The following is a 25788-nucleotide window of genomic DNA, read 5'->3' as shown; positions in this document are numbered from 1 at the left end:
TGCCGCGACCCGAGGGAGTGATCCTCGGCACCTCCTCGGATCTACGCGTGCGTAGGCCCTAATCTGCTCCCAACTGGGCCTGCCCCACCCATAGGTGGGTCCTCCACCGCCGCTTCGTACTTGGGAGTCACCACAGTGACCGATGTTTCCGACGGCGTCCTGCACACCCTCTTCCACTCGGATCAGGGAGGGCACGAGCAGGTCGTGCTCTGCCAGGACCGCGCCTCCGGCCTCAAGGCCGTCATCGCCATCCACTCCACCGCCCTGGGCCCGGCCCTCGGCGGCACGCGCTTCTACCCGTACGCGTCCGAGGAAGAGGCCGTCGCCGACGCCCTGAACCTCGCGCGCGGCATGTCGTACAAGAACGCCATGGCCGGTCTCGACCACGGCGGCGGCAAGGCCGTGATCATCGGCGACCCCGAGCTGATCAAGAGCGAAGAACTGCTGCTCGCCTACGGCCGGTTCGTCGCCTCCCTCGGCGGCCGCTACGTGACGGCCTGCGATGTCGGTACGTACGTCGCCGACATGGACGTCGTCGCCCGCGAATGCCGCTGGACCACCGGCCGCTCCCCCGAGAACGGCGGCGCGGGCGACTCCTCGGTCCTCACCGCCTTCGGCGTCTTCCAGGGCATGCGCGCCTCCGCCCAGCACCTCTGGGGCGACCCGACCCTGCGCGGCCGGAAGGTCGGCGTCGCGGGTGTCGGCAAGGTCGGGCACCACCTGGTGGAGCACCTGCTGCAGGACGGTGCCGAGGTCGTGATCACGGACGTACGGGAAGAGTCGGTACGCCGCATCACCGACCTGCACCCCGAGGTCGCCGTGGCCGTCGACACGGAGGCGCTGATCCGCCCCGGGGCCTGGGGCGATCTCGACATCTACGCCCCCTGCGCGCTCGGCGGCGCCCTGAACGACGAGACGGTCCCCGTCCTCACCGCGAAGGTGGTGTGCGGCGCGGCCAACAACCAGCTCGCCCATCCCGGCGTGGAGAAGGACCTCGCCGACCGGGCGATCCTCTACGCACCCGACTACGTGGTGAACGCGGGCGGCGTGATCCAGGTCGCCGACGAACTCCACGGTTTCGACTTCGACCGGTGCAAGGCCAAGGCCGCGAAGATCTTCGACACCACGCTGGCAATATTCGCTCGCGCAAAGGAGGACGGCATTCCGCCGGCCGCCGCAGCCGACCGGATCGCCGAGCAGCGCATGGCGGAGGCGCGCCGGAGCTGACCGTGGTCAGACAGTGACCCGCCGCAGGGGAGGCGCAGGGAGACATGACTCACCCCCCTCGGCGGGTCGGTCGCCCAGAAGAGGTTAAAATCGCAGCTGACCAGCGAGGACAGGGCTTCTCGCGGGTTCTGCGAAGTGGTGCTTCCTGCGGGCGGCGTACCGTATGGCCGCGGAAGCAGGTACCGTTAAAGCCCTACGGACCGGTCTCTCTACGGAGAGCCCGTTCCGAATCATGAACGGGTGTCAAGACTCTGGGGCCATCGAGCCCCGTCACCGAGGGGGTCGAGCCATGGGGCGCGGCCGGGCAAAGGCCAAGCAGACGAAGGTCGCCCGCCAGCTGAAGTACAGCAGCGGCGGAACTGACCTGTCGCGTCTGGCCAATGAGCTGGGCGCATCTCCTACGAGTCAACCACCGAACGCAGAGCCGTTCGAGGACGACGAAGAGGAAGATGACCCGTACGCACAGTACGCGGATCGCTACAACGACGACGATGAGGACGAGGACGACCAGTCCGCTTCTTCTTCATCGCAGCAACAGCAGCGCCGCGGCGCTTGACGTACGTACACCTCAATATCAGGCACACTCACTTGACCCGGCCGGGGCCTCGCGCCCCGGGCCGGGTCTAGTGCTGCCTACTTGTCGTAGTCTCCGGTGAGGGTCGCGCCCGTGGCGTTGTCCCCGCGGTCCTCGATCTCGCCCGCGACCCAGGCCTCGACGCCCCGGTCGGCGAGGGTGGCCAGCGCCACGTCGACCGACTCCTCAGGGACGACGGCCATCATGCCGACGCCCATGTTGAGGGTCTTCTCCAGCTCCAGGCGCTCGACCTTGCCGGCCTTGCCGACGAGCTCGAACACCGCGCCCGGCGTCCAGGTGGAGCGGTCGACCGTGGCGTGCAGGTGGTCGGGGATGACCCGGGCCAGGTTGTTGGCCAGACCGCCGCCGGTGATGTGGCTGAAGCCGTGGATCTCGGCGGTGCGGGTCATCGCCAGGCAGTCCAGCGAGTAGATCTTCGTGGGCTCCAGGAGCTCCTCGCCGAGCGTGCGGCCGAACTCCTCGATCTCCCGGTCCAGCGCCCAGCCGGCCCGGTCGAAGACGACGTGGCGGACCAGCGAGTACCCGTTGGAGTGAAGACCGGAGGACGCCATGGCGATCACCGCGTCACCCTTACGGATACGGTCCGGGCCGAGCAGCTGGTCGAACTCGACCACGCCGGTTCCGGCGCCGGCGACGTCGAAGTCGTCCTCGCCCAGCAGACCCGGGTGCTCGGCGGTCTCGCCGCCGACCAGCGCGCAGCCGGCCAGTACACAGCCCTCGGCGATGCCCTTCACGATCGCGGCGACGCGGTCGGGGAAGACCTTGCCGACGCAGATGTAGTCGGTCATGAAGAGGGGCTCGGCGCCGCAGACGACGAGGTCGTCGACGACCATGCCGACGAGGTCGTGGCCGATCGTGTCGTACACGCCCATCTTGCGGGCGAGGTCGACCTTCGTGCCGACGCCGTCGGTCGCGGAGGCGAGGAGCGGGCGCTCGTAGCGCTTGAGGGCGCTCGCGTCGAAGAGGCCGGCGAATCCGCCGAGGCCGCCGAGGACCTCGGGGCGCTGCGTCTTCTTCACCCACTCCTTCATGAGTTCTACGGCGCGGTCGCCGGCTTCGATGTCGACGCCCGCGGCTGCGTAGCTGGCACCAGTGGTCTCAGACATGGGGGTGAGAACTTTCGTGTCGTACTACAGGGCTTACGGGCGACGGAGTGCGTCGGCGGCTGCGGTGGACGCGGGGCCGGCCGCCAGCTCGGTCTCCAGGAGCTGCTTGCCGAGCAGTTCCGGGTCCGGCAGGTCCATCGGGTACTCGCCGTCGAAGCAGGCGCGGCAGAGGTTGTCCTTGGGGATCGTGGTCGACTCGATCATCGCGTCCGTCGTGATGTACGAGAGCGAGTCGGCGCCCAGGGACTTGCCGATCTCCTCGACCGTCATGCCATTGGCGATCAGCTCGGCGCGGGTGGCGAAGTCGATGCCGAAGAAGCACGGCCACTTCACCGGCGGGGACGAGATCCGGATGTGGATCTCGGCGGCGCCGGCCTCGCGGAGCATCCGGACCAGGGCGCGCTGGGTGTTGCCGCGGACGATCGAGTCGTCGACGACCACCAGGCGCTTGCCGCGGATGACTTCCTTGAGCGGGTTGAGCTTCAGACGGATACCGAGCTGGCGGATCGTCTGGGAGGGCTGGATGAAGGTCCGGCCGACGTAGGCGTTCTTGACCAGGCCCGAGCCGTACGGAATTCCGCTGGCTTCGGCGTACCCGATCGCGGCAGGGGTGCCGGACTCGGGAGTAGCTATCACCAGGTCGGCCTCGACAGGGGCCTCGGCGGCGAGCTTGCGGCCCATCTCCACACGCGAGAGATAGACATTCCGGCCCGCGATGTCGGTGTCGGGGCGCGCCAGATAGACGTACTCGAAGACGCATCCCTTGGGCTTCGCTTCCGCGAATCGGGAGGTGCGCAGACCGTTCTCGTCGATGGCGACCATCTCGCCCGGCTCGATCTCGCGGACGAAGCTGGCGCCGCAGATGTCGAGGGCGGCGGACTCCGAGGCGACGACCCAGCCGCGCTCCAGGCGGCCGAGGACCAGCGGGCGGATGCCCTGCAGGTCGCGGGCCGCGTAGAGCGTGTGCTCGTCCATGAAGACGAGGGAGAAGGCGCCCTGGACGAGCGGGAGGACCTTGGCCGCGGCTTCTTCCACGGTCAGGGGCTTGCCGTCGTCATCGGTCTGGCCGGCCAGCAGGGCCGTGACCAGGTCGGTGTCGTTGGTGGCCGCCACCTGGGTGGCGCGGCCGTTCTCCTTCGGCAGCTTTCCGACCATCTCGGCGAGCTGGGCCGTATTGACCAGGTTGCCGTTGTGGCCGAGCGCGATCGAGCCGTGCGCGGTGGCACGGAACGTGGGCTGCGCGTTCTCCCACACCGAGGCACCGGTGGTGGAGTAGCGGGCATGACCGACCGCGATATGGCCCTGGAGGGAGCCGAGGGAGGTTTCGTCGAAGACCTGGGAGACCAGTCCCATGTCCTTGAAGACGAGAATCTGGGACCCATTGCTCACTGCGATGCCCGCGGACTCCTGTCCACGGTGCTGCAGTGCATACAGTCCGAAATAGGTGAGCTTGGCGACCTCTTCGCCCGGAGCCCAGACACCGAAGACGCCGCAAGCGTCCTGGGGGCCTTTCTCTCCGGGGAGCAGGTCGTGGTTGAGTCGTCCATCACCACGAGGCACGGCACCGAGTGTAGGCGAGATCGACCACTGGTCCGAATTGGGGATACGGACCAGCGACCGAGGTGCCCGGTATATGGCGTTCTGGCGGGCGTGATGCGGCGATGACTCTGTGTTACTTCACGCCGAGCAGCCCGCCCAGAATCGCCACGAGGTCGAGCTGCGTGTTGGCGTTGACATTGACGCCCGCACCCGCCTTCAGGCCCAGGGCCACGGTGACGTCGGCGTCGTTGGCGAGCGAGATGTCGCTCTTCACGTCGAGGAGCGGACCCCCGCCGACGAAGAGGTGGACGCCGAGATCGGCATTGAGCGAGGCCGCCACCGATGCGTCGAGCGTCACAGCGGCATCGAGCGTGACCGAGTTCGATGCGGCATCGACGGTCTTCGCGTTGACGGCCGGGCGCACGAACGCGCCGAGCGCGACATCGGTGGAACCCTTGGCGTTCTGGACCGTGCCTGCGATGACGCCCGTGGTCAGGTCGGCCGAGAGGTTCTTGAGGAGGACGGCGGCCTTCGTCTTCACGTTGACCAGACCCAGGCAGCTGTCGGAGAGCTGCAGCTTGCCCGCGAGCTTGGCGTCCAGGGCGGTGACGTCGCCGGACGTCACGCCCAGGCTGAGCGAGGTGACGTTGCTGACGACGTCCTCGCCCTGGCGTCCTTGGGGACGGAGCAGTCGGCGGCCAGCTGGGTGAGGACGACGCCCTTGGCCTTGAGCTCGGCCAGGAGCTGGGCCGAGAGGTTCAGCTTGATGAAGCCGCCGTCGACGGGGACCGGGACGGGCTTGCCCGCCGGCGGCGGGGCCGCCGGCTGGGCGTGGGCCAGGGTGGGGACGGCGGCGGCACCGAGTGCCAGGGCGCCGGTGAGCAGGACTGCGGGTATGCGGGTGCGGGGCATGCGGTGCGCTCGGTGAGGGCCGGGGGTGGGGGGATGCCCGTAGGCACGTCCAGCCAAAGCCACGGAATGTGATGGCGCGACTTCACCGCGTGCGTACGGGTTACGCGCCGGACGGGGTCGCCTTCAGGCCGCGGCCGTCGGGGCCGGTCAAGGTCAGGCCCGCGCTGTCGACGGCGTAATTCACCTGCCCTCGGAGGACTTTCATGAGCTGTCGCTCCAACTCCATGGCCGGAGTCCGGCACATCATGCGGGTCGTGGACATCCGGCCGAAGGTGAGGGTGGCGGCTGCCTTCCTTGCCGTACCTGACAGGCGGTTGCAGCCGAGGGCGCCGCGTACGGAGCCGTCGTCCGCGACGGTGAAGTACGCCTTGCCCTCGGTGCCCCTGGGGAGGCTGCTCGCGGTGTCACCGCTGGTCAGAGTGGTGACCGTCCACTTGGTACCGGTGAGCGGGGCGGGCGGTTCGACGGGTTTCGAGGTGAGGGTGACGGTGTCGCCCCCGGCGGTGGTCAGGGTGAGTTCGCCGTCCTTGCGGTGGACGGTGAGCTTGCCGTCGAAGGTCTTCGCGAGGGCGGTCTCGAAGGCCGTGACGTCCGGCGCACAGCCCATGGCGGTCGCCTCGCCGTTCCCGAGGGTGAGCGTGTCCCCCTTGAGCGTGGCATCTGCGCGGAAGTGATTGCAGCCGTAAGTGCCGGTCGCGTGGCCCTTGTTGTCGAGCTGTACGTACGTACCGGCCGGGGCGCGCAGCGTCTGACCGTCTGTGGTCAGCGTGTCCACATTCCAGTGCACGCCTGTGATGCCGCCGTCGCCCGACCCGGCGCCCGCACCCTTCTCCGTGCTCTTCTGCGTGTTCTCCGTGCCGCAGGCGGCCAGGGTGAGGACGGCCAGGGCGGCGACGGTCGTACGGTGCTTCAGCATGGCGCTTGGACGGGGCGGGCGGGGCTTCCGGTTCCACCGGGTCAGCTCATGACGGGCAACAGGGCGGCGAGATCGGCCCGTTCACCGCTGGCCGAGACCTTGGCCTCGTCGAGCGCCGCGGACCAGGCGGTGCGTCCCGTGGCGAGCCTGATCCAGGTGAGCGGGTCGGTCTCGACGACGTTGGGCGGGGTTCCGCGGGTGTGGCGGGGGCCCTCGATGCACTGGACGACGGCGTAGGGCGGGATGCGCACCTCGGTCGCGCCGCCGGGGTGCCTGGCGGCGAGCGCGTCCGCGAGGAGGCGGGTGCAGGCGGCGAGCGCCTGGCGGTCGTACGGGATGCCGAGTCCGGGCAGCGCGTCGTTCAAGTCGTCGGTGTGGACGATGAGTTCGATCGTGCGGGTGGCGAGGTAGTCGGTGAGCTTCATGGCCCCGGTGCGGGTGGCGATGACGCGGTCGCCGGGGTGGTCGGCGAGCGCCTGCCCGATGCGGGCCGCGGCGTCCGCGTACAGCTCGGCGAGGTCGTTCTCCGCGGCGAGCCGCGTGACGTTCTCGTCGACGGCCTGCGCATAGGGGGCTGTGCTCAACGGCCAGTCCTGCGGGGTCAGTTCGGCCTTCGCCGGCTCAGGCGCGTCGAGGCCGCGCGCGACCGCCGTCACCGCCATGGTGAGGTGCGCGGCGAGCTCGCGCACCGTCCAGTCGCCGAGGCGGGTGGGCGCGGCGAGCTGCTCGGGGGTGAGGGAGGCGACCGCTGTGCGTACGGCGGCGAACTGGGCCAGGACGGCGGCGCGGGTCTTCGCCGGGTCGTAGCTGCGGGGACGCTTCTTGGCCGTGGGCATGGGAGCCAGCCTAAGAGGCCGCGGCCTCCTTCTCCCCCTTCGCCTCCTTCGCCTCCTTCTCTCCCTTCGCCTCCTTGACGGCATAGCCCGCGAGGCCGTGTTCGACCAGGGCGAAGGCGCGGCCGGCGACTTGGACGGCGTTGGCGGCCACCTCGTCCAGGGGGCGGCCTTCCAGGAGGAGCCTGCGGTTCTCCTCGGAGATCGCATCCCCCACCGCCCCCAGCTGGGCTGCCACGAGCCTGGCGGTGACCGGATCGCCGGTCTCCTCGGCGAGGGCCGCGGCAAGCAGGGCCGTACTGCGACGGCGGAAGACGAGTGCGCGCGAGAGCAGGACCGGGGTCTCCTCGATCAGGCTCCGCAGCTTCAGCACGATCGGTTCGTCGCTCATGCCCACCGAGGCGTCGAGAGCGGCGACCCGCTCCAGGAAGTCGCGGTGCAGGGCGGCCAACGGCGTCTCGCCCGGGGCCCGTTCGCACACGGCTTTCGCCGCGTCTCCGATGTGCTCCTCCATCGGGGACAGGAGGATGTCGTCCTTGGTGCCGAAGTAGTTGAAGACGGTCATCTTCGAGACATCGGCGGCCGCCGCGATCTCGGCGACCGACACCTGGTCGTACCCCCGCTCCAGGAACAGCTCGACCGCCACACGGATCAGCTTCCGCCTGGTGAGGATCTTCTTCCGCTCACGAAGCGGCAGCTTCGCGAGCGTTTCCTCGAACTCTTCCCTGGTCCCGGACTGCCTCATGGATTCACTGTACCAGGATCAATTTTTATCCCGGATGAAAATTTGACCCGGTATATTTTCTTCTGCCATGGTGGGAGCACGCCATCGGGGAATCATCGACAGCCAGGGGGAACCACCCATGTCCGCAGCCCAGTTGAAGATCGCGATGGGGCTATGTCTCGCCACGATCCTGCTCGCGGTCCTCGACATGAACATCGTCTCGGCTGCCACCGTGCCCATCTCCCAGGACCTCGATCCGGCCCATGGCATCGAGAAGATCCCCTGGCTGATCAGCGCCTTCGCTCTCGCCTCGGCCGCCGCGCTCCCGCTCTACGGAAAGCTCTGCGACACCCTCGGCGCCAAGAAGGTCTTCATCGGCGCGATCGCCACCTTCCTGTTCGGCTCGGCGCTCTGCGGGGCCGCCCAGTCCATGGACCAGCTGATCGCCGCGCGCGCCCTCCAGGGCATCGGAGGCGGTGGACTGATGAGCATCACGATGGTCGTGATCGCCCAGCTCAAGGGCCCCGGCGAGAAGAGCGGCCCCAAGAGCGGAGGGGGTATCGGCGGCATCGTCGCGGGCGCCGGAATGGCAATCGGCCCGTCGATCGGCGGCTTCCTCTCCGAACACGCCAACTGGCGCTGGATCTTCTACGTCAACCTGCCGATCGGCATCGCGGTCCTGATAGCCGCCGTCCTCGTGCTCAAGCTCCCGGCCGGCCCGGTGCGCCACCGCATCGACTTCGCCGGCGCGGGCCTGGCCGCCGCCTTCGCGGTCTGTCTGCTGCTGGTCACCGAGTGGGGCGGCAAGACGTACGCCTGGTCGTCCCCGCAGATCCTTGCCCTCACCGTGGGATGCTTCGGCACGCTCGCGCTCTTCCTGCGCCGACAGGCCACGGCAGCCGAGCCGATCCTGCCGCTGACCTTGTTCAAGGTGCCCGAACTCCGTTACGGCTTCGCCATCCAGGGGCTGGTCGGCGCCTCGATGATGGGCGCGATCGTCTACGTCATGATCTATCTGCAGACCGTGCGCTCCGTCGCCTCGACCTCCGCCGGCCTGTATCTGATCCCGCTCGCGATCGGCATGAGCCTGGTCGGCATCCTCGCCGGACGGCTCTCCGACCGGGGCGTCACGACACGGTCCACCGTCATCTGCGGCACCCTCATCGCCACCGCCACCTTCGCTCTGCTCGCCACCACAGGGACGGACACCTCGCTCTGGGCGATCCGCGGCGAGCTCTTCCTCATGGGAGCGGGCTTCGGTCTGCTGATCGGCCAGCTGATCCAGTACGTCCAAGGGGCGGCACCGGCACACCAGTTGGGTGTGGCCACGACGGCGATCCGGTTCTTCCAGACGCTGGGGAACGCGATCGGCGCCGCCGTATTCGGCACGGTGCTCGCCCGGCTGTACGAGGCGCACGGCCCCGGCTCCTCGGCCGGCGCCATCGCGACGCTGACCGGCGCGGCACACACCCGGGCGCTGGGAGCGCTGACCGACTCGATAGGCGTCGTCTTCTGGTGCGCGTCAGGCCTGATGGCCGTAGCGGCGGTGCTGGCGCTGCGGCTGCCTCGTACCGCCGCAGAACAAGCGGGGGCCGACGGCGCCGGGCTCCCCGCTCAGCCGGCCACATCCCGCGTGGCCGCCTGAGCGGGTGGGAGCGGTCAGGCCTGGCGCGGGCGCTCGAAGGTGAGCAGAAGGCCCTCGACCGCGCCGGGACCTATACGGCCCTTGACGTCGGCGGCCGTGATCGCCTTGAGCGCCCACCCGTCCCCGGCCTGCTTGTTGAGCGTCTTCTCCAGCTTGTCGCCGTCGAGCGCGTCGCCGATCAGCGATTCGCGGAAAGAGACAACTTTGTACTCGAACATGCCCGAGCCCCTCACGTGTGCGTACGGATGTCGAATGCGCGCACCAGCCAACCACAGGGGGATGTGAGAAGGACCGGTGGCCGGGGAGCAATCCCCGGCCACCGGCCCTTCATCGTTGTCGCGTCGGGCTGTTCAGCCGAGCAGCGCCGGGATCGTCGCCTCGTGAGCTTCCTTGAGCTCGCTCAGCGGGATGCTGAACTCGCCCTGGATCTCGATCTCTTCACCGTCGACGACACCGATGCGGGTGACCGGGAGGCCCCGGGCGCCGCACATGTCGTTGAAGCGGAGCTCCTCGGAGCGCGGGATCGATACGATCGCGCGGCCCGCGGACTCGGAGAAGAGGAAGGTGAAGGCGTCCAGACCGTCGGGGACGACCACACGCGCCCCGTGACCGCCGCGCAGGCACGACTCCGTGAGGGCCTGGATCAGGCCGCCGTCGGAGAGGTCGTGCGCCGCGTCCACCATGCCGTCGCGCGAGGCGGAGATCAGGATGTCGCCGAGCAGCTTCTCGCGCCCCAGGTCCACCTTGGGCGGCATACCGCCGAGGTGGCCGTGGACGACCTCGGACCAGGCCGAGCCGCCGAGCTCCTCGCGGGTGTCGCCGAGGAGGTAGAGCAGCTGCCCCTCTTCCTTGAACGCCATCGGGGTGCGGCGGTTGACGTCGTCGATCACGCCGAGCACCGCGACCACGGGGGTCGGGTGGATGGCGACGTCGCCCGTCTGGTTGTAGAGCGAGACATTGCCGCCGGTGACCGGGGTGCCCAGCTCCAGGCAGCCGTCCGCGAGACCACGGGTGGCCTCGGCGAACTGCCACATGACGTCCGGGTCCTCGGGGGAACCGAAGTTGAGGCAGTCGGAGATCGCGAGGGGCTTGGCGCCGGTGGTGGCGACATTGCGGTACGCCTCCGCCAGGGCCAGCTGCGCACCCGTGTACGGGTCGAGCTTGGCGTAGCGGCCGTTGCCGTCGGTGGCCATCGTCACGCCGAGGTTGGAGTCCTCGTCGATCCGGACCATGCCGGCGTCCTCGGGCATCGCGAGCACCGTGTTGCCCTGCACGAAACGGTCGTACTGGTCGGTGATCCACGCCTTGGAGGCCTGGTTCGGGGACGAGACCAGCGCCAGGACCTGGGCTCGCAGCTCGGCCGAATTCGCCGGGCGCGCAAGCTTGTTGGCGTCGTCCGCCTGGAGTGCGTCCTGCCAGGACGGACGGGCGTAGGGCCTGTTGTACGTCGGGCCCTCGTGGGCCACGGACCGCGGCGGTACGTCCACGATCTGTTCGCCGTGCCAGAAGATCTCCAGCTGCGAGCCCTCGGTGACCTCACCGATGACCGTCGCGATGACGTCCCACTTCTCGCAGATCTCCAGGAAGCGGTCGACGTGCTGCGGCTCGACGATCGCGCACATGCGTTCCTGCGACTCGCTCATGAGGATTTCCTCGGGCGAGAGCGTCGCGTCGCGCAGGTGCACGGTGTCGAGCTCCACGCGCATTCCGCCGGAGCCGGCGCTCGCCAGCTCGGAGGTGGCGCAGGAGAGACCGGCGCCGCCGAGGTCCTGGATGCCCGCGACGAGCTTCTCGCCGAAGATCTCCAGGGTGCACTCGATGAGGAGCTTCTCCTGGAAGGGGTCGCCGACCTGCACCGCGGGGCGCTTGGTGGGCTTGCTGTCGTCGAAGGTCTCGGACGCGAGGACCGAGACGCCGCCGATGCCGTCGCCGCCGGTCCTGGCCCCGTACAGGATGACCTTGTTGCCGGTGCCTGACGCCTTCGCGAGGTGGATGTCCTCGTGCTTCATCACGCCGATGCAGCCGGCGTTGACGAGCGGGTTGCCCTGGTAGCAGGCGTCGAAGACGACCTCGCCGCCGATGTTCGGCAGACCGAGGCAGTTTCCGTACCCGCCGATGCCCGAGACGATGCCGGGCAACACGCGCTTGGTGTCGGGGTGGTCGGCCGCACCGAAGCGCAGCGGGTCGACGACCGCGATCGGGCGGGCGCCCATGGCGAGGATGTCGCGGACGATGCCGCCGACGCCGGTGGCCGCGCCCTGGTAGGGCTCGATGTACGAGGGGTGGTTGTGCGACTCGACCTTGAAGGTGACCGCATACCCCTGGCCGACGTCGACGACGCCGGCGTTCTCGCCGATGCCCACCAGCATGGCGTCGTTCTCGGGGACCTTCTCGCCGAACTGCTTCAGGTGGACCTTGCTGCTCTTGTACGAGCAGTGCTCGGACCACATGACCGAGTACATGGCGAGCTCGGCGCCGGTCGGGCGGCGGCCGAGGATCTCCCGGATGCGCGCGTACTCGTCCTCCTTGAGGCCGAGTTCCTTCCAGGGCTGCTCGACGTCGGGGGTCTGCTCTGCGTGCTTGACGGTGTCGAGAGTCATCAGGCGTTGACCAGCTTCTTCAGGATCGAGGTGAAGAATCCGAGGCCGTCGGTACGGCCCGTACCGATCAGCGGCTCCACGGCGTGCTCGGGGTGCGGCATCAGGCCGACGACGTTCCCGGCGGCGTTGGTGATGCCGGCGATGTCACGGAGCGAACCGTTCGGATTGCCGTCCAGGTAGCGGAAGGCGACGCGGCCCTCGGCCTCCAGCTCGTCGAGCGTGTGCTCGTCGGCGACGTACCGGCCGTCCATGTTCTTCAGCGGTACGGAGATCTCCTGGCCCGCGGTGTAATCCGCCGTCCAGGCCGTCTCCGCGTTCTCCACCTTGAGCTTCTGGTCGCGGCAGATGAAGTGCAGGTGGTTGTTGCGCAGCATCGCACCGGGCAGCAGGTGCGCCTCGGTCAGGATCTGGAAACCGTTGCAGATACCGAGGACGGGCATGCCCGCCTTCGCCTGCTCGATGATCGTCTCCATGACCGGGGAGAAGCGGGAGATGGCCCCGGCGCGCAGATAGTCGCCGTACGAGAACCCGCCGGCGAGGACCACCGCGTCGACCTGGTGCAGGTCCTTGTCGCGGTGCCAGAGGGAGACCGGCTCGGCCCCGGCGATCCGGACCGCGCGCAGGCTGTCCTGATCGTCGAGGGTGCCGGGAAAGGTGACGACTCCGATGCGAGCGGTCACTTCACGGCCTCCTGGGGCTCCACCTTCACGGTGAAGTCCTCGATGACGGTGTTGGCGAGGAACGTCTCGGCCAGCTCGTTGATACGAGCGAGGGCGGCGTCGTCGACGGGCCCTTCGACCTCGAGCTCGAAACGCTTTCCCTGACGTACGTCGGCGATCCCCTTGAAGCCGAGACGGGGCAGTGCGCGCTGCACCGCCTGTCCCTGCGGGTCGAGGATTTCCGGCTTGAGCATGACGTCGACTACGACGCGTGCCACGGGCACTCCCGGTGTGATGTGGTGCGAAGGCGGTCCCTTCACACTACCCGCCAAAAAAATCTACGCGGGTAGATATAGATGACGTACGATCACGCTGAGATATCGGCGACGACAACTCCGGGGAAAAATTCTCGAAAAAAACGGCCGCTGCGATTGCGCAAAGACACGCGCATGTAATTGGCTGGGCTTCACAATGCGGCGCCTTCCGCTGTACAAAGGAAATGGCGCAGCTCAAAATCAGCCGTGAGGCCGCCATCCCCGCACGTCAGCGCGGTGAAGGCGTAGGAAAGGACCGATATCCGTGGCGCAGCGAGTAGTAGTCACTCTCTCCGACGACATCAACGGCGGAACGGCGACGGAAACGGTCATCTTCGGCCTCGACGGGAAGCTGTACGAGATCGACCTGAATACGGCCAATGCAAAGAAACTGCGCAAGATCCTTACGCCGTACGTCGAAGCGGGCCGGAAGCAGTCCAAGTCGGGGAAGACCTACAAGCACACCCAGGTGACACCCGACCCGGCAGCCGTCCGCGCCTGGGCCCGGTCCAACAAGATGGATGTGCCGGCCCGGGGCCGCATCCCGAAGAAGGTCTACGAGGCCTTCAACGAGGCGAGCTGAGCACCTGCCGGGGACCGGCCGATCTCCCGCTCGGGGGAACCGACTTGCACCGACCCCCTGGGCGTCGGCTAGAGTCTGGAGCACGCCGAAGGGCAAGGCCGCAGGGCCTCGCCTCACGCAGCGTGCGGGTGTAGTTCAGTAGTAGAACATCCCCCTTCCAGGGGGAAGGCGCAGTGTGCAATTCCTGTCACCCGCTCTGCATCAGGTACAGTGGTCTCCGCACCGCAGGTCTGGTGCGATGCGAACGTAGCTCAGCTGGTAGAGCGCAACCTTGCCAAGGTTGAGGTCGCGAGTTCGAACCTCGTCGTTCGCTCCATGAAGAAGAAGCCCCGGTCCCTCGGACCGGGGCTTTTTCGTGTGCGCGCAGGTTGATGACATTTGTCATCGGGTACGGCCTCGGTCCGGCGGGAGTCTGGATCCATGACAGACACAGCTGTGATCGAGGTCGAGGAGCTGCGGCGCGCTTACGCCGGAGGATTCGAGGCCGTCGCGGGGATCTCCTTCTCCGTGGCGCCCGGCGAGCTCTTCGCCCTGCTGGGGACCAATGGGGCGGGCAAGACGTCCACCGTGGAGGTGCTCGAAGGACTGGAGCAGCCGAGCGCGGGGAAGGTGCGGGTGCTCGGGCACGATCCGTACCGCGAGCGGGACGTGGTGCGGCCCCGGATCGGCGTCATGCTCCAAGAGGGCGGATTCAACGCGGAGTTGACCGTCGCGGAGACCGTACGCATGTGGGCCGGATGCACGACCGGGGCACGTCCGGTGGGCGAGGCACTGGAGATGGTGGGGCTCGGGCGGCGCAGCGGCGTACGGGTGAAGCAGCTGTCGGGGGGCGAGAAGCGGCGGCTGGACCTGGCGATGGCGCTCATCGGGCGGCCCGAGGTGCTTTTCCTGGACGAGCCGACGACCGGTCTCGACGCCGAAGGGCGGCGGGAGACCTGGGAGTTGGTGCGGGGGCTGCGGGACGCGGGGACGACCGTACTGCTGACCACGCACTATCTGGAGGAGGCCGAGGAGCTCGCGGACCGGCTGGCCATCCTCCACGAGGGGCGGATCGCGGCCGAGGGGAAGGTCGCCGATGTGGTGTCCGTACAGCCCTCGCACATCTCCTTCGAGCTGCCGGCGGGCTATCTCGTCGGGGATCTGCCGCCGCTCGCGGCGCTCGGGATCAGCAGTCACGAGACGGTCGGGCGCAGCGTGCGGCTGCGGACGCAGGAGCTTCAACGGGCGGCTACGGGGCTGCTGTTGTGGGCGCGGGACAGCGGGGTCGAGCTGCGGGGGCTCGATGTCAGGTCGGCATCGCTGGAAGAGGCATTCATGCAGATCGCGCGGGAACAGAACCGGGAGCAGGTGGCGGCACGATGACGACTGCGACACTTCGGCTGGGGGCCCTCGCACGGGCCGAGTTGACCCTGATGGGGCGGAACAAGGCCACGCTCAGCACGGCGCTGCTGCTGCCCACGGTGATGACTTTCTCCATGTACTCGGTGGTGAAGGACATGGACCTCTCGGACACCGGGCTGACCGTGGGGTCGGTGCTTATTCCGGGGGCTCTGGGGTACGTGCTGCTGTTCGCGGTGTACTCGACGCTGGTCGGGGTCTTCGTCGTACGGCGTGAGCAGTTGGTGCTGAAGCGGCTGCGCACGGGTGAGCTGCGGGACCAGGAGATTCTGGCCGGGGCGTCCTTTCCGACGGTGGCCGTGGGCGTCGTGCAGTGCGCGATCATCGCTGTGGCCGGGTCGGTGGCGATGGGTGTCGAGGCGCCCGGGGCCTGGTGGCTGGCGCTGGTGGGGCTGGTGATCGGGCTGGTGCTGATGTGCGCCCTGGCCGCGGCCACCGCCGCCCTCACCAAGTCCGCGGAAGGGGCCCAGCTCACCATCGCACCGGTGCTGCTGCTGTCCATGGCCGGCTCCGGTCTGGTCGTACCGCTCGATGTGATGCCGGACCGGCTCGCGTCCCTGTGCGAACTGCTGCCGCTGACGCCGGTGGTCGGGATGATCAGGTCCGGCTGGACGGGCGGGGTGGACGGGTACGAGACGCTGGGGCAGGTGGCGACCGCGCTGGCCTGGATCGTGCTCGCCGTGTTTGCTGTGCGGAAGTGGTTCCGGTGGGAGCCGCGGCGCTGAGAGGGGCGGGTTTACGTGAGCGGGTGGATACGGCGGTGGCGCGGGCGCGGTGACTTCGCGAAGGTCGACTTCTACACGCGCGGGACGTTCTACGTCCTGCTCTGGTTGACGGTCGCCTCCCAGGTGGCGCTCTCGGTGACCCGGCCGGTCCGGCACTCCGACGCACCCGCCGCGCTGATCGCCGCCTCGTGTCTGCTCGCGGTGGCGCAGGGCGTTGCCGCCACGGGGCTGATCAGGCGGGGGATCGACGCCTATCTGGGCAAGACGCCGCTCGGGCGGCGGCCTGCCGCCCTGGGGGCCGGCCTGATGGCGGCGGACGTCGTGGTCTCCGTGGCGCTCTGGTCGACGGTGGGACTGCGGGAAGAGCCGATGGGGACGTCGGCGCTGGCCGCGGCCGCGTGCCCGTTCCTGATGGCGCACTGTCTGTCCGTACGCAAGCGGACGTCCGTGGCGGTCCAGACGGGCGCGCTCGCCCTGGTGTGCGGAGCGGTCGCGCTGACAGGTGCGGGCGTGGGGACGGTGCTGGGGTGCGCGATCTCGGTGATCGGCGTCTGCGGATGGTTCGCGGTGACGGTGCGCTGCTCGGCCTGGCACCTGGGGACCATGTGGAAGATCGAGCAGGCCAGGGACGTGACGGCACGGCTCGCGGTCGCCGAGGAGCGGCTGCGGTTCGGACGCGATCTGCACGATGTGATGGGGCGGAACCTGGCGGTGATCGCGCTGAAGAGCGAGCTGGCCGTACAACTGGCGCGGCGGGGGCGGCCGGAGGCCGTGGAGCAGATGGTGGAGGTGCAGCGGCTCGCGCAGGAGTCGCAGCGGGAGGTGCGGGACGTGGTGCGGGGGTACCGGGAGGCCGACCTGGGCGTCGAACTGGCCGGTGCGCAGGGGGTTTTGGAGGCCGCGGGGATCGTGTGCGTCGTCCAGGGGCGGGATGTGGCGGAGCTGCCGGTCGCGGTGCAGTCGGTGCTGGGGTGGGTCGTACGGGAGGCGGCGACCAATGTGCTGCGGCACGGGGACGCCGGGCGCTGCGCGGTCGGGGTGGGCGTGGTGGGGGACGAGGTCACGCTGACCGTCGAGAACGATGGCGTGACCGCGTCCGGGGGCGGTGCGGGCTCCGGGCTTGCGGGGCTGCGGGAGCGGTTGGGCGCGCTGGACGGGACGTTGGTCGCGGGGCCGGCGGAGGGTGGGCGGTTCGTGCTGACCGCTCGGGTGCCGTTGCTACGGGACTCCGCCACGGACCCCGGTCCTCTTGGTGTCCCTGCGGCAAGGAACGCGTCATGAGCGGGGCCGAGCCCGTACGCGTACTCCTCGCCGACGACGAACATCTGATCCGGGGCGCTCTCGCCGCGTTGCTCGGGCTTGAGGACGATCTCGTCGTCGTCGCCGAGGCCGCCTCCGGGCCCGAGGCCCTCGCCATGGCACGTGCCCACCGGCCCGATGTGGCCGTGCTCGATCTGCAGATGCCGGGCGCCGACGGTGTGAGCGTGGCCACATCGCTGCGGGCCGAACTGCCCGCGTGCCGGACCATGATCGTGACCAGTCACGGCCGCCCCGGGCACCTCAAGCGCGCCCTCGCGGCGGGGGTGCGCGGCTTCGTACCGAAGACCGTGAGTGCGCAGCGGCTGGCCGAGATCATCCGGACCGTGCAGGGCGGCGGGCGTTATGTGGACCCGGAGTTGGCGGCCGACGCGATCTCCGCGGGGGACTCCCCGCTGACCGCGCGGGAGGCGGAAGTGCTGGAGCTGGCGGCGGACGGGGCGCCGGTGGCGGAGATCGCGGAGCGGGCCTCGCTGTCGCAGGGGACCGTACGGAACTATCTGTCGTCGGCCGCCTCGAAGCTGGGGGCGGAGAACCGTCACGCTGCGGTGCGTCTCGCACGGTCCCGGGGTTGGGTATAGTTGGCGTCGCGCTTCGGCGCAGTGCGAACGTAGCTCAGCTGGTAGAGCGCAACCTTGCCAAGGTTGAGGTCGCGAGTTCGAACCTCGTCGTTCGCTCCATATGAAGAAGCCCCGGTCCTCCTCGGACCGGGGCTTCTTTCGTCGTACGGGCGGGGCTACGACCAGGCGTTTCCGGTCAGCAGCTCGTACGCCTCCAGGTACTTGGCCCGGGTCTGCTCGACGACCTCGGCGGGCAGCGCGGGCGGCGGCTGCTCGCTCTTGCGGTCCCAGCCGGAGGCGGGGGAGGTCAGCCAGTCGCGGACGTACTGCTTGTCGTACGACGGCTGGGCGCGGCCCGGCTCCCACGTGGCGGCCGGCCAGAAGCGCGAGGAGTCGGGGGTCAACACCTCGTCGGCGATGACCAGTTGGTCGCCGTCGAAACCGAACTCGAACTTGGTGTCGGCGAGGATGATGCCCCGGTCGCGGGCGATGTCGCGGGCCCGGCCGTAGACGGCGAGGGTCGCCTGGCGGAGCTGGGCGGCGGTCTCGGCGCCGACCTGGCGGGCGACTTCCTCGTAACTCACGTTCTCGTCGTGCTCGCCGACCGCGGCCTTCGTCGCGGGCGTGAAGATCGGCGCGGGGAGCTCGGAGCCGTCGGTCAGGCCCTCGGGGAGCGCGAGTCCGCAGACGGTGCGGGACGCGTTGTACTCCAGCAGGCCCGAGCCCGTGAGGTAGCCGCGGGCGACGCACTCGACCGGGGACATCTTGAGGGACTTGCAGATCAGCGTGCGGCCTTCCCAGTCGGCGGGGGCGCCGGCGGGGAGGTCGGTGGAGATGACGTGGTGCGGGACGAGGTCCTCGAGGCGGTCGAACCACCAGAGGGAGAGCTGCGTGAGCACCCGTCCCTTGTCGGGGATCTCGGTGGGCAGCACCCAGTCGTACGCCGACATACGGTCGCTGGCGACCATCACGAGGTCGCCTGCCTCGTTCTGGTACAGCTCGCGCACCTTGCCGGTGTGGAGGTGGACCAGGCCCGGCACCTGAAGCGGCTCGGGCTTTTCTACGAATCCGGACATGGTTCCTCCCGGTGGTTCTGTCCAATCGCTGTCGATTCTCCCGTATCGGGAGCTCACCTTTGGCCACGGGTCCCGGGGCTGCTCAGTCGCGCTTGCAGATTCGGTCGAGGAGATTGGCCGTCGCCCGCTGGATCCGGGGGTCGACATGGCCGGGGCGGTCCAGCGCCGGTGACCAGGCGAAGGAGCCGGATGCGAAGACGAGGGCGCCGGAGGGAGCGCGGTAGAGGGAGGTCTCCTGGTGGCGTCGTGCGCCTTCGCTGTCGCGGTAGGGGGAGTGGGCGAGGAGGATCCGGCCGTCGTTCTGCGGGAGCGCGGTGCGCGGGAAGTAGCGGTCGGCCTCGCCCGCGACCAGATTCTCGATCTCGTCGCCCTCGGCGGCGCCGGTCGCGTCCCACAGCCAGTGGTCGGCGTTGCGGACGACCAGGGGGTGCGGCTCGGGGACCCGGCCCGCGTACTGGATGCCGAGGAGCTGCTGCTCGGGGCGGTCGATGTCACGCCAGAGCGAGGACTTCCCCGGACCGCGGCGCTTGCGGCAGGTCAGGAGGCGGTCGGCGACGCCGGAGGGGGACGGGGCGAGGTCGACCTGCCAGTACATGGTGTTGGCGGAGAGGAAGACCAGCGAGGTGCCGTGTTCGCGGGCGAGTTCGGTGGTGCGCCGCATGGGGGCGGACCAGTACTCGTCGTGGCCGGGGAAGACCAGGCCGCGGTAGCGCGTGGGGTCGACGCGGCCCGCGTGGAGGTCGCGGGCGTCGGCGTACGCGAGGTCGTAGCCGTATCGCTCGGCCCAGCGGATGAAGTCGTAGGCGTGGCCGACGTGCAGGGGCAGGCCCGCGCCGGCGTACGGACGGTCGAAGGAGACCGTCGTCGCCGCGTCCTCCTCGCCGAGGAGCCGGCCCTTCTCGTCCCAGGCGTGATAGAGGCTGGCGCCGGTGCGGCCGTCCTCGGGGTAGAGGTTGTACGCCTGCCAGGTCACGTCGGGGAGCAGCAGGAGCAGGTCCGCGGGGTGGCTGTCACGGACCGTGAAGGGGATGTGGGAGCGGTAGCCGTCGGCGGTGGTGAGCACCGCGACGTACGCGCCGATCGACCAGTACGAGGGGATCTGCAGCCGCCAGGAGAGCCACCAGTGGTGGCAGGAGACCGTGCGGTCGGCGGTGAGCGGGGCCGGCTGGACGATGCCGGAGAGCCGCGGACTGGTGGTGATCTTGGCCGCGCCGTCGCCGCCGTAGTGGCCGATGCGGTAGATGTCGACCGAGAACTGCTGGGGCGGATCGACGGTGACATGGAAGTCGATGGACTCGCCGGGGGCGGCGGCGCCGGTCGATGCGAAGCCCTTGATCTGCTGTTTCACGTCGTCGGCGGTACGGGGGCCGCCGGCCCGGCCCTTGCTGGCGGCGTCCGGGTCCAGATACCAGGGGACGACCTGCCCCGTGTCGTCGAAGTAGTGCTCGCTGCCGCGCAGCCAGGGCAGCGGCCCTTGGCCGAAGGGGTCCGAAACAGCATGCGCGAGGGCCCCCGATTCCCAGCGCCGGATCTGTTCCGCCCCCATGCGGCTCCCCTCCCTCGTGCCCCCGAGACAACAGTGGTGCGACGACTGTCAGCTACTGGTCCCAGCACATCACATAACGCGCGCACTCCGTCACCGTTCGTCGCGAATTGACGTGACCGGAACGAAAGCGTCCGTTCATTCGAGACTCAGACGAGACGGACAGGCTTCTCCGCGCGTACCCCCACCGAGGCGAGCCATCCCCGAAGCGGCTCCGCGTCTCCGTCCTCGACCAGACTCAGGACCCGGCTGCCCAGGTCCCCCCGGCGCTCTCCGTCGACGAGCAGGGAGGGGCCGTCGAGCCAGTCCAGGCCGGGGGCCGCACCCGCGGTGTCGACGGCGGCGCAGCAGACCATCGCCGTGACGTGGTCGGCGAGGAGGTCTCGGCCGGTGCGCGGCGGCTGGAGCGGGAAGAGCGGGACGCTTCCGACGTCCCACAGTTCGTCGCCGCCGTCCGGGGGCTGGGAGTTCTGCGGCGAGGAAGGCGCCGCGGCCTCCTCGCGGGCCACCTCCGCCGTGATGCCCGCGGCCAGCGTCTCGCTGTCGTCCGCGGCCAGGTGATCCATGACGCGGGCCAGCGTCGGGCCTTCGGGCTCGGTGGGGCGCCGTACCCCGAGGGTGTCCAGGACGCGGTGGAGGCGGGCGGCCTCGGTGCGCCACTTACGGTCCACGACCTCTTCGGGATAGCTCTGCCAGTCCACCGGCGACCAGTCGGGGCCTGTCTCGGCCGGGCCGCCGTGGAAAAGCCTGGCAGCGAGCAGGGAGGTGGCCTCGTCGATCGTGCCGGGCTCTTCGAGCAGGTCACAGGCGGGGCGCTCGCCCAGACGGGAAGTGAAGCCCTCCGCGAGGCGGTCGCGGCGGGAGAGCTCGGTGAGGGCGGAGACGACGCCCGCGTCCAGGCGCGAGGGCCAGCGGCCCATCCGCCAGGCGGGCAGTGCGACCCGCGTCAGCAGCCGGTCCCAGCCCGCGTAGGCGAGGCCGACCTGCTCCTGGGCGACGATCCGCAGTCCGTAGTCCACAGCCTGTGCACGGTCCGACGCGGCGGCGGCGACGCCGCGCTCCATCTCGGCCGCATGGATCCGGCAGGTGCGCAGCAGCAGCCTCGCCACCGCTCCCACCAGGCCGTACGCGAACCGGCGCAGCGGTCCGAGATCCGGGCGGGCGGCCACCGCCACGGCCGCGTCGAGGCCCCGTACGAAACGGCGGGCCGCGGCTATGTCCGGGTGCGCGGAGGGCCCCGTCCCCGCGACGACCGGTGCGAGCACCGCGCGCAGCTCGGCCACCCGCATCCACCACAGGAAGGGCGAGCCGATGACCAGCACCGGTGCGGCTTCCGAACGCCGTCCTGCCTTCGATATACCGGGGTGGCTGCGGTCCTCCAGCCAGCTGTCGCAGTCCGGGGTGAGCGCGATCGCGGAGGGCGCGGGCACATCGAGGCGGTCGGCCAGCTCCCTGACCATGCGGTGCAGATCGGGCGCTGCCGACTCGGTCAGTTCGACGGTGGGGCTCAGGGCGGGCCTGGCCCGCACGATCACGGCTCCGACGACGGCCGCGGCGAGCAGCACGACGACCGCGAAGGACGACACCACCCAGCGCGCGACGTCCCAACTCCCGCCGCCCATGTGCCCGGTGACCCCGCCCGCGATCAGCACGACCGCGACAGCTGCCGGCAGCAGTGCCACCGCCAGAGCCCTGCTGCGGACGCGCAGCACGGCCAGGGCCCGGGCGCGCGCTCCTGGCGCACCCCGCTCTTCACTCGTACCGATACCGGACACGGCCGGACCTCACCCCCTCTGCCCTCGCGGCGGCGTTGCTCACTCCCCCACTGTGGCACCCGCCACTGACATCGCAATGCCGGTGGGCCAAGTGCCGGAACGCTTGCGCCGCACACTAGTTGGGCCTGCGGCGAGCGTCATCCGGATGGGTCAGCCGTCACTCGATGGAATGGCTTTGGGCAAAGGTGCTGACGTTCAGGCGGAGTCTTCCGCCGCCTTACCGGCGATGTCCGTACGGTGCTGCGAGCCGTCGAGCCGGACCCTGGCCACAGCCGCGTAGGCCCGCTCGCGTGCCTGGGACAGGTCCGTGCCGGTCGCCGTCACCGAGAGGACCCGGCCCCCGGCGCTGACCACGGCGTCGCCGTCCGTCCTCGTCCCGGCGTGCAGGACGTACGCATGGGGTGCATCCTGTGCCGCGACCTCGTCGAGGCCGGTGATCGGGTCGCCGGTGCGCGGCGTCTCCGGGTAGTTGTGCGAGGCGATGACGACCGTGACGGCCGCGTCGTCGCGCCAGACCAGCGGCGCCTGGACGTCCAGGGTGCCGTTGGCCGCGTTCAGCAGGACGCCGGCGAGCGGGGTCTGCAGGCGCGCCAGGACCACCTGGGTCTCGGGGTCGCCGAAGCGGGCGTTGAACTCGATGACCCGTACCCCGCGCGAGGTGATCGCGAGCCCCGCGTACAGCAGCCCCGCGAAGGGGGTGCCGCGGCGGCGCAGCTCGTCCACGGTCGGCTGCAGCACGCTCTGCATCACCTCGTCGACCAGCTTCGGGTCGGCCCACGGGAGCGGCGAGTAGGCGCCCATGCCGCCGGTGTTGGGGCCCTCGTCGCCGTCGAGCGCGCGCTTGAAGTCCTGCGCGGGCTGCAGCGGGAGGACGGTCACGCCGTCGGTGATCGCGAAGAGGGAGACCTCGGGGCCGTCGAGGAACTCCTCGATGACGACCCGGTCGCAGGCCAGCGCGTGCGCGCGGGCGGCGGCGAGGTCATCGGTGACGACGACGCCCTTGCCGGCCGCGAGTCCGTCGTCCTTGACGACGTACGGAGCACCGAAGGCGTCCAGCGCCTCGTCGATCTCCTCGGCGTTCGTGCAGACGTAGGAGCGCGCGGTGGGGACGCCCGCCCCCGCCATGACGTCCTTGGCAAAGGCCTTGGACCCCTCCAGCTGGGCGGCTTCGCCGGTCGGTCCGAAGCAGGCGATGCCCGCTTCCCGTACCGCGTCGGCCACACCGGCGACCAGGGGCGCCTCGGGGCCGACGATGACGAGCTCCGCCCGCAGTTCGGTGGCGAGCCGCGCGACGGCTGCGCCGTCCATCGCATCCACCGGATGCAGCTCGGCGACCTCCGCGATGCCCGCGTTCCCGGGGGCGCAGTACAGGGAGGTGACGTCGGGGTCGAGCGAGAGAGAGCGGCACAGGGCGTGTTCGCGGGCGCCGCCGCCGATGACAAGGACCTTCACGCCATCAGCCTAGCCCGCGCGGCCCGCGCCTCTTGTACGGGCTGCCGATCCCCGGCCCTCTACTCGTTCGTATATTCCTCCACCACCGTGGCCCCGAGCTCGCGCACGATCAGGTCGTGGCCGGAGAGCGCGGAGTCGACGAGGTCGGGATCGTCCTCCTCCGGGGTGTCGTCCTCGGGGGCGACGGGCGGGGGTGCCATCTCGGCCGGCGGCTCCGGAGCGCGGTAGGGCTCGGGAGCGGGAGCCTGCTGAGCGGGCGCCTGCGGCTGCTGCTGTACGGGTGCGGGCGCGGCCGGGGGCGGAGCCTGCTGGGGCGCCGGGCGCACCGGCGGGGCGGCCGGTCCCGGGTGGTTGCTGCCGCCCGGGGGCTGGGTGCCCCCGGAGGGATCGAGGATCGCCTCGACCTTCCACTGCACCTGGAACTGCTCGGCCAGCACCTGCTTCAGCACGTCCTCGCTGCCGCTGGACGCGAAATTGTCCCGGGCTCCGGCATTGGGGAAGCCGAGCTGCAGGGTGGTGCCGTCGAAGCCGGCCACCTGGGCGTTCTGACTGAGCAGGATCCAGGTGAAGCGCCGCTTGTTCTTCACTGCGTCCAGGATCCCCGGCCACATGTTCCGCACCTGGGCGGCGCCCTGCGCCATACCGGGCGCGGGCGCTGCGGCCTGCGGCTCGGCTGCGGAGGGGACGGGCGCGGGCGGCGCTGCGGGCTGCCCCTGCCCCGGGGCGGTGGCCGACGGCCACCCGCCGGGCTGCCGTACGGGAGCGGAAGCAGGAGCAGGAGCAGCGGCCGAACCGGCAGCCGCAGCCCCCGGCCAGGCACCGGGCGCCCGCTGCCCCTCGGCGGCCGGCGCAGGGGCGGGGGCGGGGGCCGCCTGCACAGGAGCAGGGGCGGGCGCGGGAGCGACCGGAGCGGGAGCCTGTGCGGCCGGCGGAGCCGCAGCCGGCGCGGGCGCACTCTGCTGCTGCGCCGCGGCCTGAGCGGCCTGCGCAGCGGCGGGCCCACCGCCGGGAATCCCCGCCGGGGCAGGCGCGTGCGCCTCGGGCCCCGGTACGTAACCCATCGCGGGCCCGGGCCCGCCACCGGCCATGAACGCGCCGCCGCCCCGCTCGAGCCGGTCGAGCCTGGCCTGCAGAGAACGCTCGTCGTCAAAAGCGGCGGGCAGCAGCACCCGCGCGCAGATCAGCTCCAGCTGAAGCCGCGGCGAGGTGGCCCCGCGCATCTCGGTGAGCCCGGAATTGACCAGATCGGCGGCACGGCTGAGCTCGGCCGCCCCGAAAACAGAGGCCTGCGCCTGCATCCGCTCGACGACATCGGCCGGGGCATCGATCAGCCCCTTCTCCCCGGCGTCCGGCACGGCGGCCAGAATCACCAGGTCCCGCAGCCGCTCCAGCAGGTCGGCGACGAACCGCCGCGGATCGTTCCCGCCCTCGATGACCCGGTCGACCACCTCAAAGGCGGCGGCCCCGTCCCCCGAGGCAAAGGCATCGATCACGGAGTCGAGCAGCGACCCGTCGGTGTACCCGAGGAGCGAGGTGGCCATGGCATACGTCACACCGTCGTCCGCGGCCCCCGCGAGGAGCTGGTCCATGACGGACATGGAGTCACGCACGGACCCGGCTCCCGCCCGTACGACCAGCGGAAGCACCCCGTCCGCCACCGTGGCGCCCTCGCGCCCGCAGACCTCGCCCAGATAGTCACGGAGCGTCCCCGGGGGCACCAGGCGGAACGGGTAGTGGTGCGTACGCGACCGGATCGTCCCGATGACCTTCTCGGGCTCGGTGGTCGCAAAAATAAATTTCAGATGCTCCGGCGGCTCCTCGACCACCTTCAGCAGGGCGTTGAAGCCCGCCGAGGTGACCATGTGCGCCTCATCGATGATGTAGATCTTGTAACGACTGCCGGCCGGCCCGAAGAAGGCCTTCTCCCTCAAGTCACGCGCATCGTCCACGCCACCGTGCGAAGCGGCGTCGATCTCGATCACATCGATGGACCCGCGGCCGTTCCTCGCCAGGTCCTGACAGGACTGGCACTCCCCGCAGGGCGTCGGTGTGGGCCCCTGCTCGCAGTTGAGACAACGGGCCAGGATCCGCGCACTGGTCGTCTTGCCGCAGCCGCGCGGCCCACTGAACAGGTACGCGTGATTGACCCGGTTGTTCCGCAGGGCCTGCATCAACGGGGCAGTGACATGCTCCTGCCCGATGACCTCGGCGAAGGACTCGGGGCGGTAGCGGCGGTACAGCGCAAGGGACGACACATATACGAGGCTATCGGGCCCCACTGACAACCAG

General features: G+C 70.0%; 24 protein-coding genes and 3 tRNA genes. 11 read left to right on the top strand and 16 right to left on the bottom strand.

Annotated elements, in window-relative coordinates:
- Positions 1–135: 135 nt before the first annotated feature.
- Positions 136–1227 (top strand): Glu/Leu/Phe/Val dehydrogenase dimerization domain-containing protein, encoded by a 1092-nt coding sequence (locus AB0H78_RS04090; protein WP_363232639.1) that lies wholly within the window; start codon positions 136–138, stop codon positions 1225–1227.
- A gap of 289 nt (positions 1228–1516) precedes the next feature.
- Positions 1517–1783 (top strand): DUF3073 domain-containing protein, encoded by a 267-nt coding sequence (locus tag AB0H78_RS04085; protein ID WP_363232638.1) that lies wholly within the window; start codon positions 1517–1519, stop codon positions 1781–1783.
- Between the two features lie 77 nt (positions 1784–1860).
- On the opposite strand, the gene purM is transcribed toward AB0H78_RS04085, so the two are convergent.
- From purM to AB0H78_RS04050, 7 genes are all read right to left on the bottom strand, one after another.
- Entirely contained in the window at positions 1861–2928 is a 1068-nt protein-coding gene (gene purM / locus AB0H78_RS04080) for a phosphoribosylformylglycinamidine cyclo-ligase (protein ID WP_363232637.1), read from the bottom strand.
- A 33-nt stretch (positions 2929–2961) separates the two neighbouring features.
- On the bottom strand, positions 2962–4488 hold the full coding sequence (gene purF / locus AB0H78_RS04075; protein WP_363232636.1) for an amidophosphoribosyltransferase: 1527 nt from the start codon (positions 4486–4488) through the stop codon (positions 2962–2964).
- 112 nt (positions 4489–4600) lie between these two features.
- On the bottom strand, positions 4601–5092 hold the full coding sequence (locus AB0H78_RS04070; RefSeq protein ID WP_363232635.1) for a hypothetical protein: 492 nt from the start codon (positions 5090–5092) through the stop codon (positions 4601–4603).
- Positions 5089–5379 carry a hypothetical protein gene (locus AB0H78_RS04065; RefSeq protein WP_363232634.1) on the bottom strand — a complete coding sequence of 97 codons (291 nt, stop codon included), beginning with the start codon at positions 5377–5379 and terminating at the stop codon, positions 5089–5091. Before AB0H78_RS04065 ends, AB0H78_RS04070 begins: the two co-directional genes overlap by 4 nt.
- 100 nt (positions 5380–5479) lie before the next feature.
- On the bottom strand, positions 5480–6295 hold the full coding sequence (locus tag AB0H78_RS04060) for an META domain-containing protein (RefSeq protein WP_363232633.1): 816 nt from the start codon (positions 6293–6295) through the stop codon (positions 5480–5482).
- 41 nt (positions 6296–6336) lie between these two features.
- Positions 6337–7131, bottom strand: coding sequence for a sterol carrier family protein (locus AB0H78_RS04055; protein WP_363232632.1), 795 nt, complete (start codon positions 7129–7131; stop codon positions 6337–6339).
- Between the two features lie 10 nt (positions 7132–7141).
- Complete coding sequence (locus tag AB0H78_RS04050) at positions 7142–7873, bottom strand: helix-turn-helix domain-containing protein (protein ID WP_363232631.1); 732 nt, start codon at positions 7871–7873, stop codon at positions 7142–7144.
- A 118-nt stretch (positions 7874–7991) separates the two neighbouring features.
- On the opposite strand from AB0H78_RS04050, the gene AB0H78_RS04045 reads away from it, so the two are divergent.
- Positions 7992–9497: an MFS transporter gene (locus AB0H78_RS04045; protein ID WP_363232630.1), complete on the top strand. Its 1506-nt coding sequence runs from the start codon at positions 7992–7994 to the stop codon at positions 9495–9497.
- 14 nt (positions 9498–9511) lie between these two features.
- On the opposite strand, the gene AB0H78_RS04040 is transcribed toward AB0H78_RS04045, so the two are convergent.
- From AB0H78_RS04040 to purS, 4 genes are all read right to left on the bottom strand, one after another.
- Positions 9512–9715, bottom strand: a complete 204-nt coding sequence (locus AB0H78_RS04040; protein ID WP_363232629.1) for a DUF4177 domain-containing protein — start codon at positions 9713–9715, stop codon at positions 9512–9514.
- Positions 9716–9847: 132 nt separating this feature from the next.
- Positions 9848–12097, bottom strand: a complete 2250-nt coding sequence (gene purL / locus AB0H78_RS04035) for a phosphoribosylformylglycinamidine synthase subunit PurL (protein WP_363232628.1) — start codon at positions 12095–12097, stop codon at positions 9848–9850.
- Positions 12097–12777, bottom strand: coding sequence for a phosphoribosylformylglycinamidine synthase subunit PurQ (gene purQ, locus AB0H78_RS04030; RefSeq protein WP_363232627.1), 681 nt, complete (start codon positions 12775–12777; stop codon positions 12097–12099). The genes purL and purQ overlap by 1 nt, the downstream gene beginning before the upstream one ends.
- Complete coding sequence (purS, locus tag AB0H78_RS04025) at positions 12774–13034, bottom strand: phosphoribosylformylglycinamidine synthase subunit PurS (RefSeq protein WP_363232626.1); 261 nt, start codon at positions 13032–13034, stop codon at positions 12774–12776. The genes purQ and purS overlap by 4 nt, the downstream gene beginning before the upstream one ends.
- Positions 13035–13335: 301 nt before the next feature.
- Here purS and AB0H78_RS04020 point away from each other — a divergent pair, with 301 nt between their 5' ends.
- The 8 genes from AB0H78_RS04020 (at position 13336) to AB0H78_RS03985 (ending at position 17773) form a co-directional block, all read left to right on the top strand.
- Positions 13336–13653: an Lsr2 family protein gene (locus AB0H78_RS04020; protein ID WP_363232625.1), complete on the top strand. Its 318-nt coding sequence runs from the start codon at positions 13336–13338 to the stop codon at positions 13651–13653.
- Between the two features lie 124 nt (positions 13654–13777).
- Positions 13778–13849, top strand: a tRNA-Gly gene (locus AB0H78_RS04015).
- A 44-nt stretch (positions 13850–13893) separates the two neighbouring features.
- Positions 13894–13969: transfer RNA gene (locus tag AB0H78_RS04010), tRNA-Gly, on the top strand.
- 104 nt (positions 13970–14073) lie between these two features.
- The gene (locus tag AB0H78_RS04005) at positions 14074–15015 is read left to right on the top strand and encodes an ABC transporter ATP-binding protein (RefSeq protein WP_363232624.1); all 942 of its coding nucleotides are present in this window, start codon (positions 14074–14076) and stop codon (positions 15013–15015) included.
- A complete protein-coding gene (locus AB0H78_RS04000) occupies positions 15012–15776 on the top strand; it encodes an ABC transporter permease (protein ID WP_363232623.1) in 765 nt (254 codons plus the stop codon). The genes AB0H78_RS04005 and AB0H78_RS04000 overlap by 4 nt, the downstream gene beginning before the upstream one ends.
- Positions 15777–15791: 15 nt before the next feature.
- Positions 15792–17057 (top strand): histidine kinase, encoded by a 1266-nt coding sequence (locus AB0H78_RS03995; RefSeq protein WP_363232622.1) that lies wholly within the window; start codon positions 15792–15794, stop codon positions 17055–17057.
- Complete coding sequence (locus AB0H78_RS03990; protein ID WP_363232621.1) at positions 17054–17674, top strand: response regulator transcription factor; 621 nt, start codon at positions 17054–17056, stop codon at positions 17672–17674. Before AB0H78_RS03995 ends, AB0H78_RS03990 begins: the two co-directional genes overlap by 4 nt.
- Before the next feature lie 23 nt (positions 17675–17697).
- Positions 17698–17773, top strand: a tRNA-Gly gene (locus AB0H78_RS03985).
- 56 nt (positions 17774–17829) lie between these two features.
- On the opposite strand, the gene AB0H78_RS03980 is transcribed toward AB0H78_RS03985, so the two are convergent.
- The 5 genes from AB0H78_RS03980 to AB0H78_RS03960 all read right to left on the bottom strand — a co-directional run bounded on the left by AB0H78_RS03980 (position 17830) and on the right by AB0H78_RS03960 (position 25754).
- Entirely contained in the window at positions 17830–18729 is a 900-nt protein-coding gene (locus AB0H78_RS03980) for a phosphoribosylaminoimidazolesuccinocarboxamide synthase (RefSeq protein WP_363232620.1), read from the bottom strand.
- An 82-nt stretch (positions 18730–18811) separates the two neighbouring features.
- A complete protein-coding gene (locus AB0H78_RS03975; RefSeq protein WP_363232619.1) occupies positions 18812–20275 on the bottom strand; it encodes a N,N-dimethylformamidase beta subunit family domain-containing protein in 1464 nt (487 codons plus the stop codon).
- A gap of 146 nt (positions 20276–20421) precedes the next feature.
- Positions 20422–22047 (bottom strand): hypothetical protein, encoded by a 1626-nt coding sequence (locus AB0H78_RS03970; protein WP_363232618.1) that lies wholly within the window; start codon positions 22045–22047, stop codon positions 20422–20424.
- A 195-nt stretch (positions 22048–22242) separates the two neighbouring features.
- Positions 22243–23499, bottom strand: a complete 1257-nt coding sequence (gene purD / locus AB0H78_RS03965; protein ID WP_363232617.1) for a phosphoribosylamine--glycine ligase — start codon at positions 23497–23499, stop codon at positions 22243–22245.
- Positions 23500–23558: 59 nt separating this feature from the next.
- On the bottom strand, positions 23559–25754 hold the full coding sequence (locus AB0H78_RS03960) for a DNA polymerase III subunit gamma and tau (protein WP_363232616.1): 2196 nt from the start codon (positions 25752–25754) through the stop codon (positions 23559–23561).
- Positions 25755–25788 lie beyond the last annotated feature (34 nt).

This window comes from Streptomyces sp. NPDC050738, assembly GCF_040654175.1.
Taxonomy (GTDB): Bacteria; Actinomycetota; Actinomycetes; order Streptomycetales; family Streptomycetaceae; genus Streptomyces.
Note: the sequence above shows the minus strand (reverse complement) of the source record. Positions and strands in the feature narration are given on the sequence as shown.

Coding starts and splice junctions, on each gene's coding strand:
- AB0H78_RS04050 (WP_363232631.1), bottom strand. CDS start 7,873: ATGAGGCAGTCCGGGACCAGGGAAGAGTTCGAGGAAACGCTCGCGAAG.
- AB0H78_RS04000 (WP_363232623.1), top strand. CDS start 15,012: ATGACGACTGCGACACTTCGGCTGGGGGCCCTCGCACGGGCCGAGTTG.
- AB0H78_RS04005 (WP_363232624.1), top strand. CDS start 14,074: ATGACAGACACAGCTGTGATCGAGGTCGAGGAGCTGCGGCGCGCTTAC.
- AB0H78_RS04040 (WP_363232629.1), bottom strand. CDS start 9,715: ATGTTCGAGTACAAAGTTGTCTCTTTCCGCGAATCGCTGATCGGCGAC.
- AB0H78_RS04060 (WP_363232633.1), bottom strand. CDS start 6,295: ATGCTGAAGCACCGTACGACCGTCGCCGCCCTGGCCGTCCTCACCCTG.
- purL (WP_363232628.1), bottom strand. CDS start 12,097: ATGACTCTCGACACCGTCAAGCACGCAGAGCAGACCCCCGACGTCGAG.
- purM (WP_363232637.1), bottom strand. CDS start 2,928: ATGTCTGAGACCACTGGTGCCAGCTACGCAGCCGCGGGCGTCGACATC.
- AB0H78_RS04065 (WP_363232634.1), bottom strand. CDS start 5,379: ATGCCCCGCACCCGCATACCCGCAGTCCTGCTCACCGGCGCCCTGGCA.
- AB0H78_RS04055 (WP_363232632.1), bottom strand. CDS start 7,131: ATGCCCACGGCCAAGAAGCGTCCCCGCAGCTACGACCCGGCGAAGACC.
- AB0H78_RS03980 (WP_363232620.1), bottom strand. CDS start 18,729: ATGTCCGGATTCGTAGAAAAGCCCGAGCCGCTTCAGGTGCCGGGCCTG.
- AB0H78_RS03975 (WP_363232619.1), bottom strand. CDS start 20,275: ATGGGGGCGGAACAGATCCGGCGCTGGGAATCGGGGGCCCTCGCGCAT.
- AB0H78_RS04045 (WP_363232630.1), top strand. CDS start 7,992: ATGTCCGCAGCCCAGTTGAAGATCGCGATGGGGCTATGTCTCGCCACG.
- AB0H78_RS04085 (WP_363232638.1), top strand. CDS start 1,517: ATGGGGCGCGGCCGGGCAAAGGCCAAGCAGACGAAGGTCGCCCGCCAG.
- AB0H78_RS03990 (WP_363232621.1), top strand. CDS start 17,054: ATGAGCGGGGCCGAGCCCGTACGCGTACTCCTCGCCGACGACGAACAT.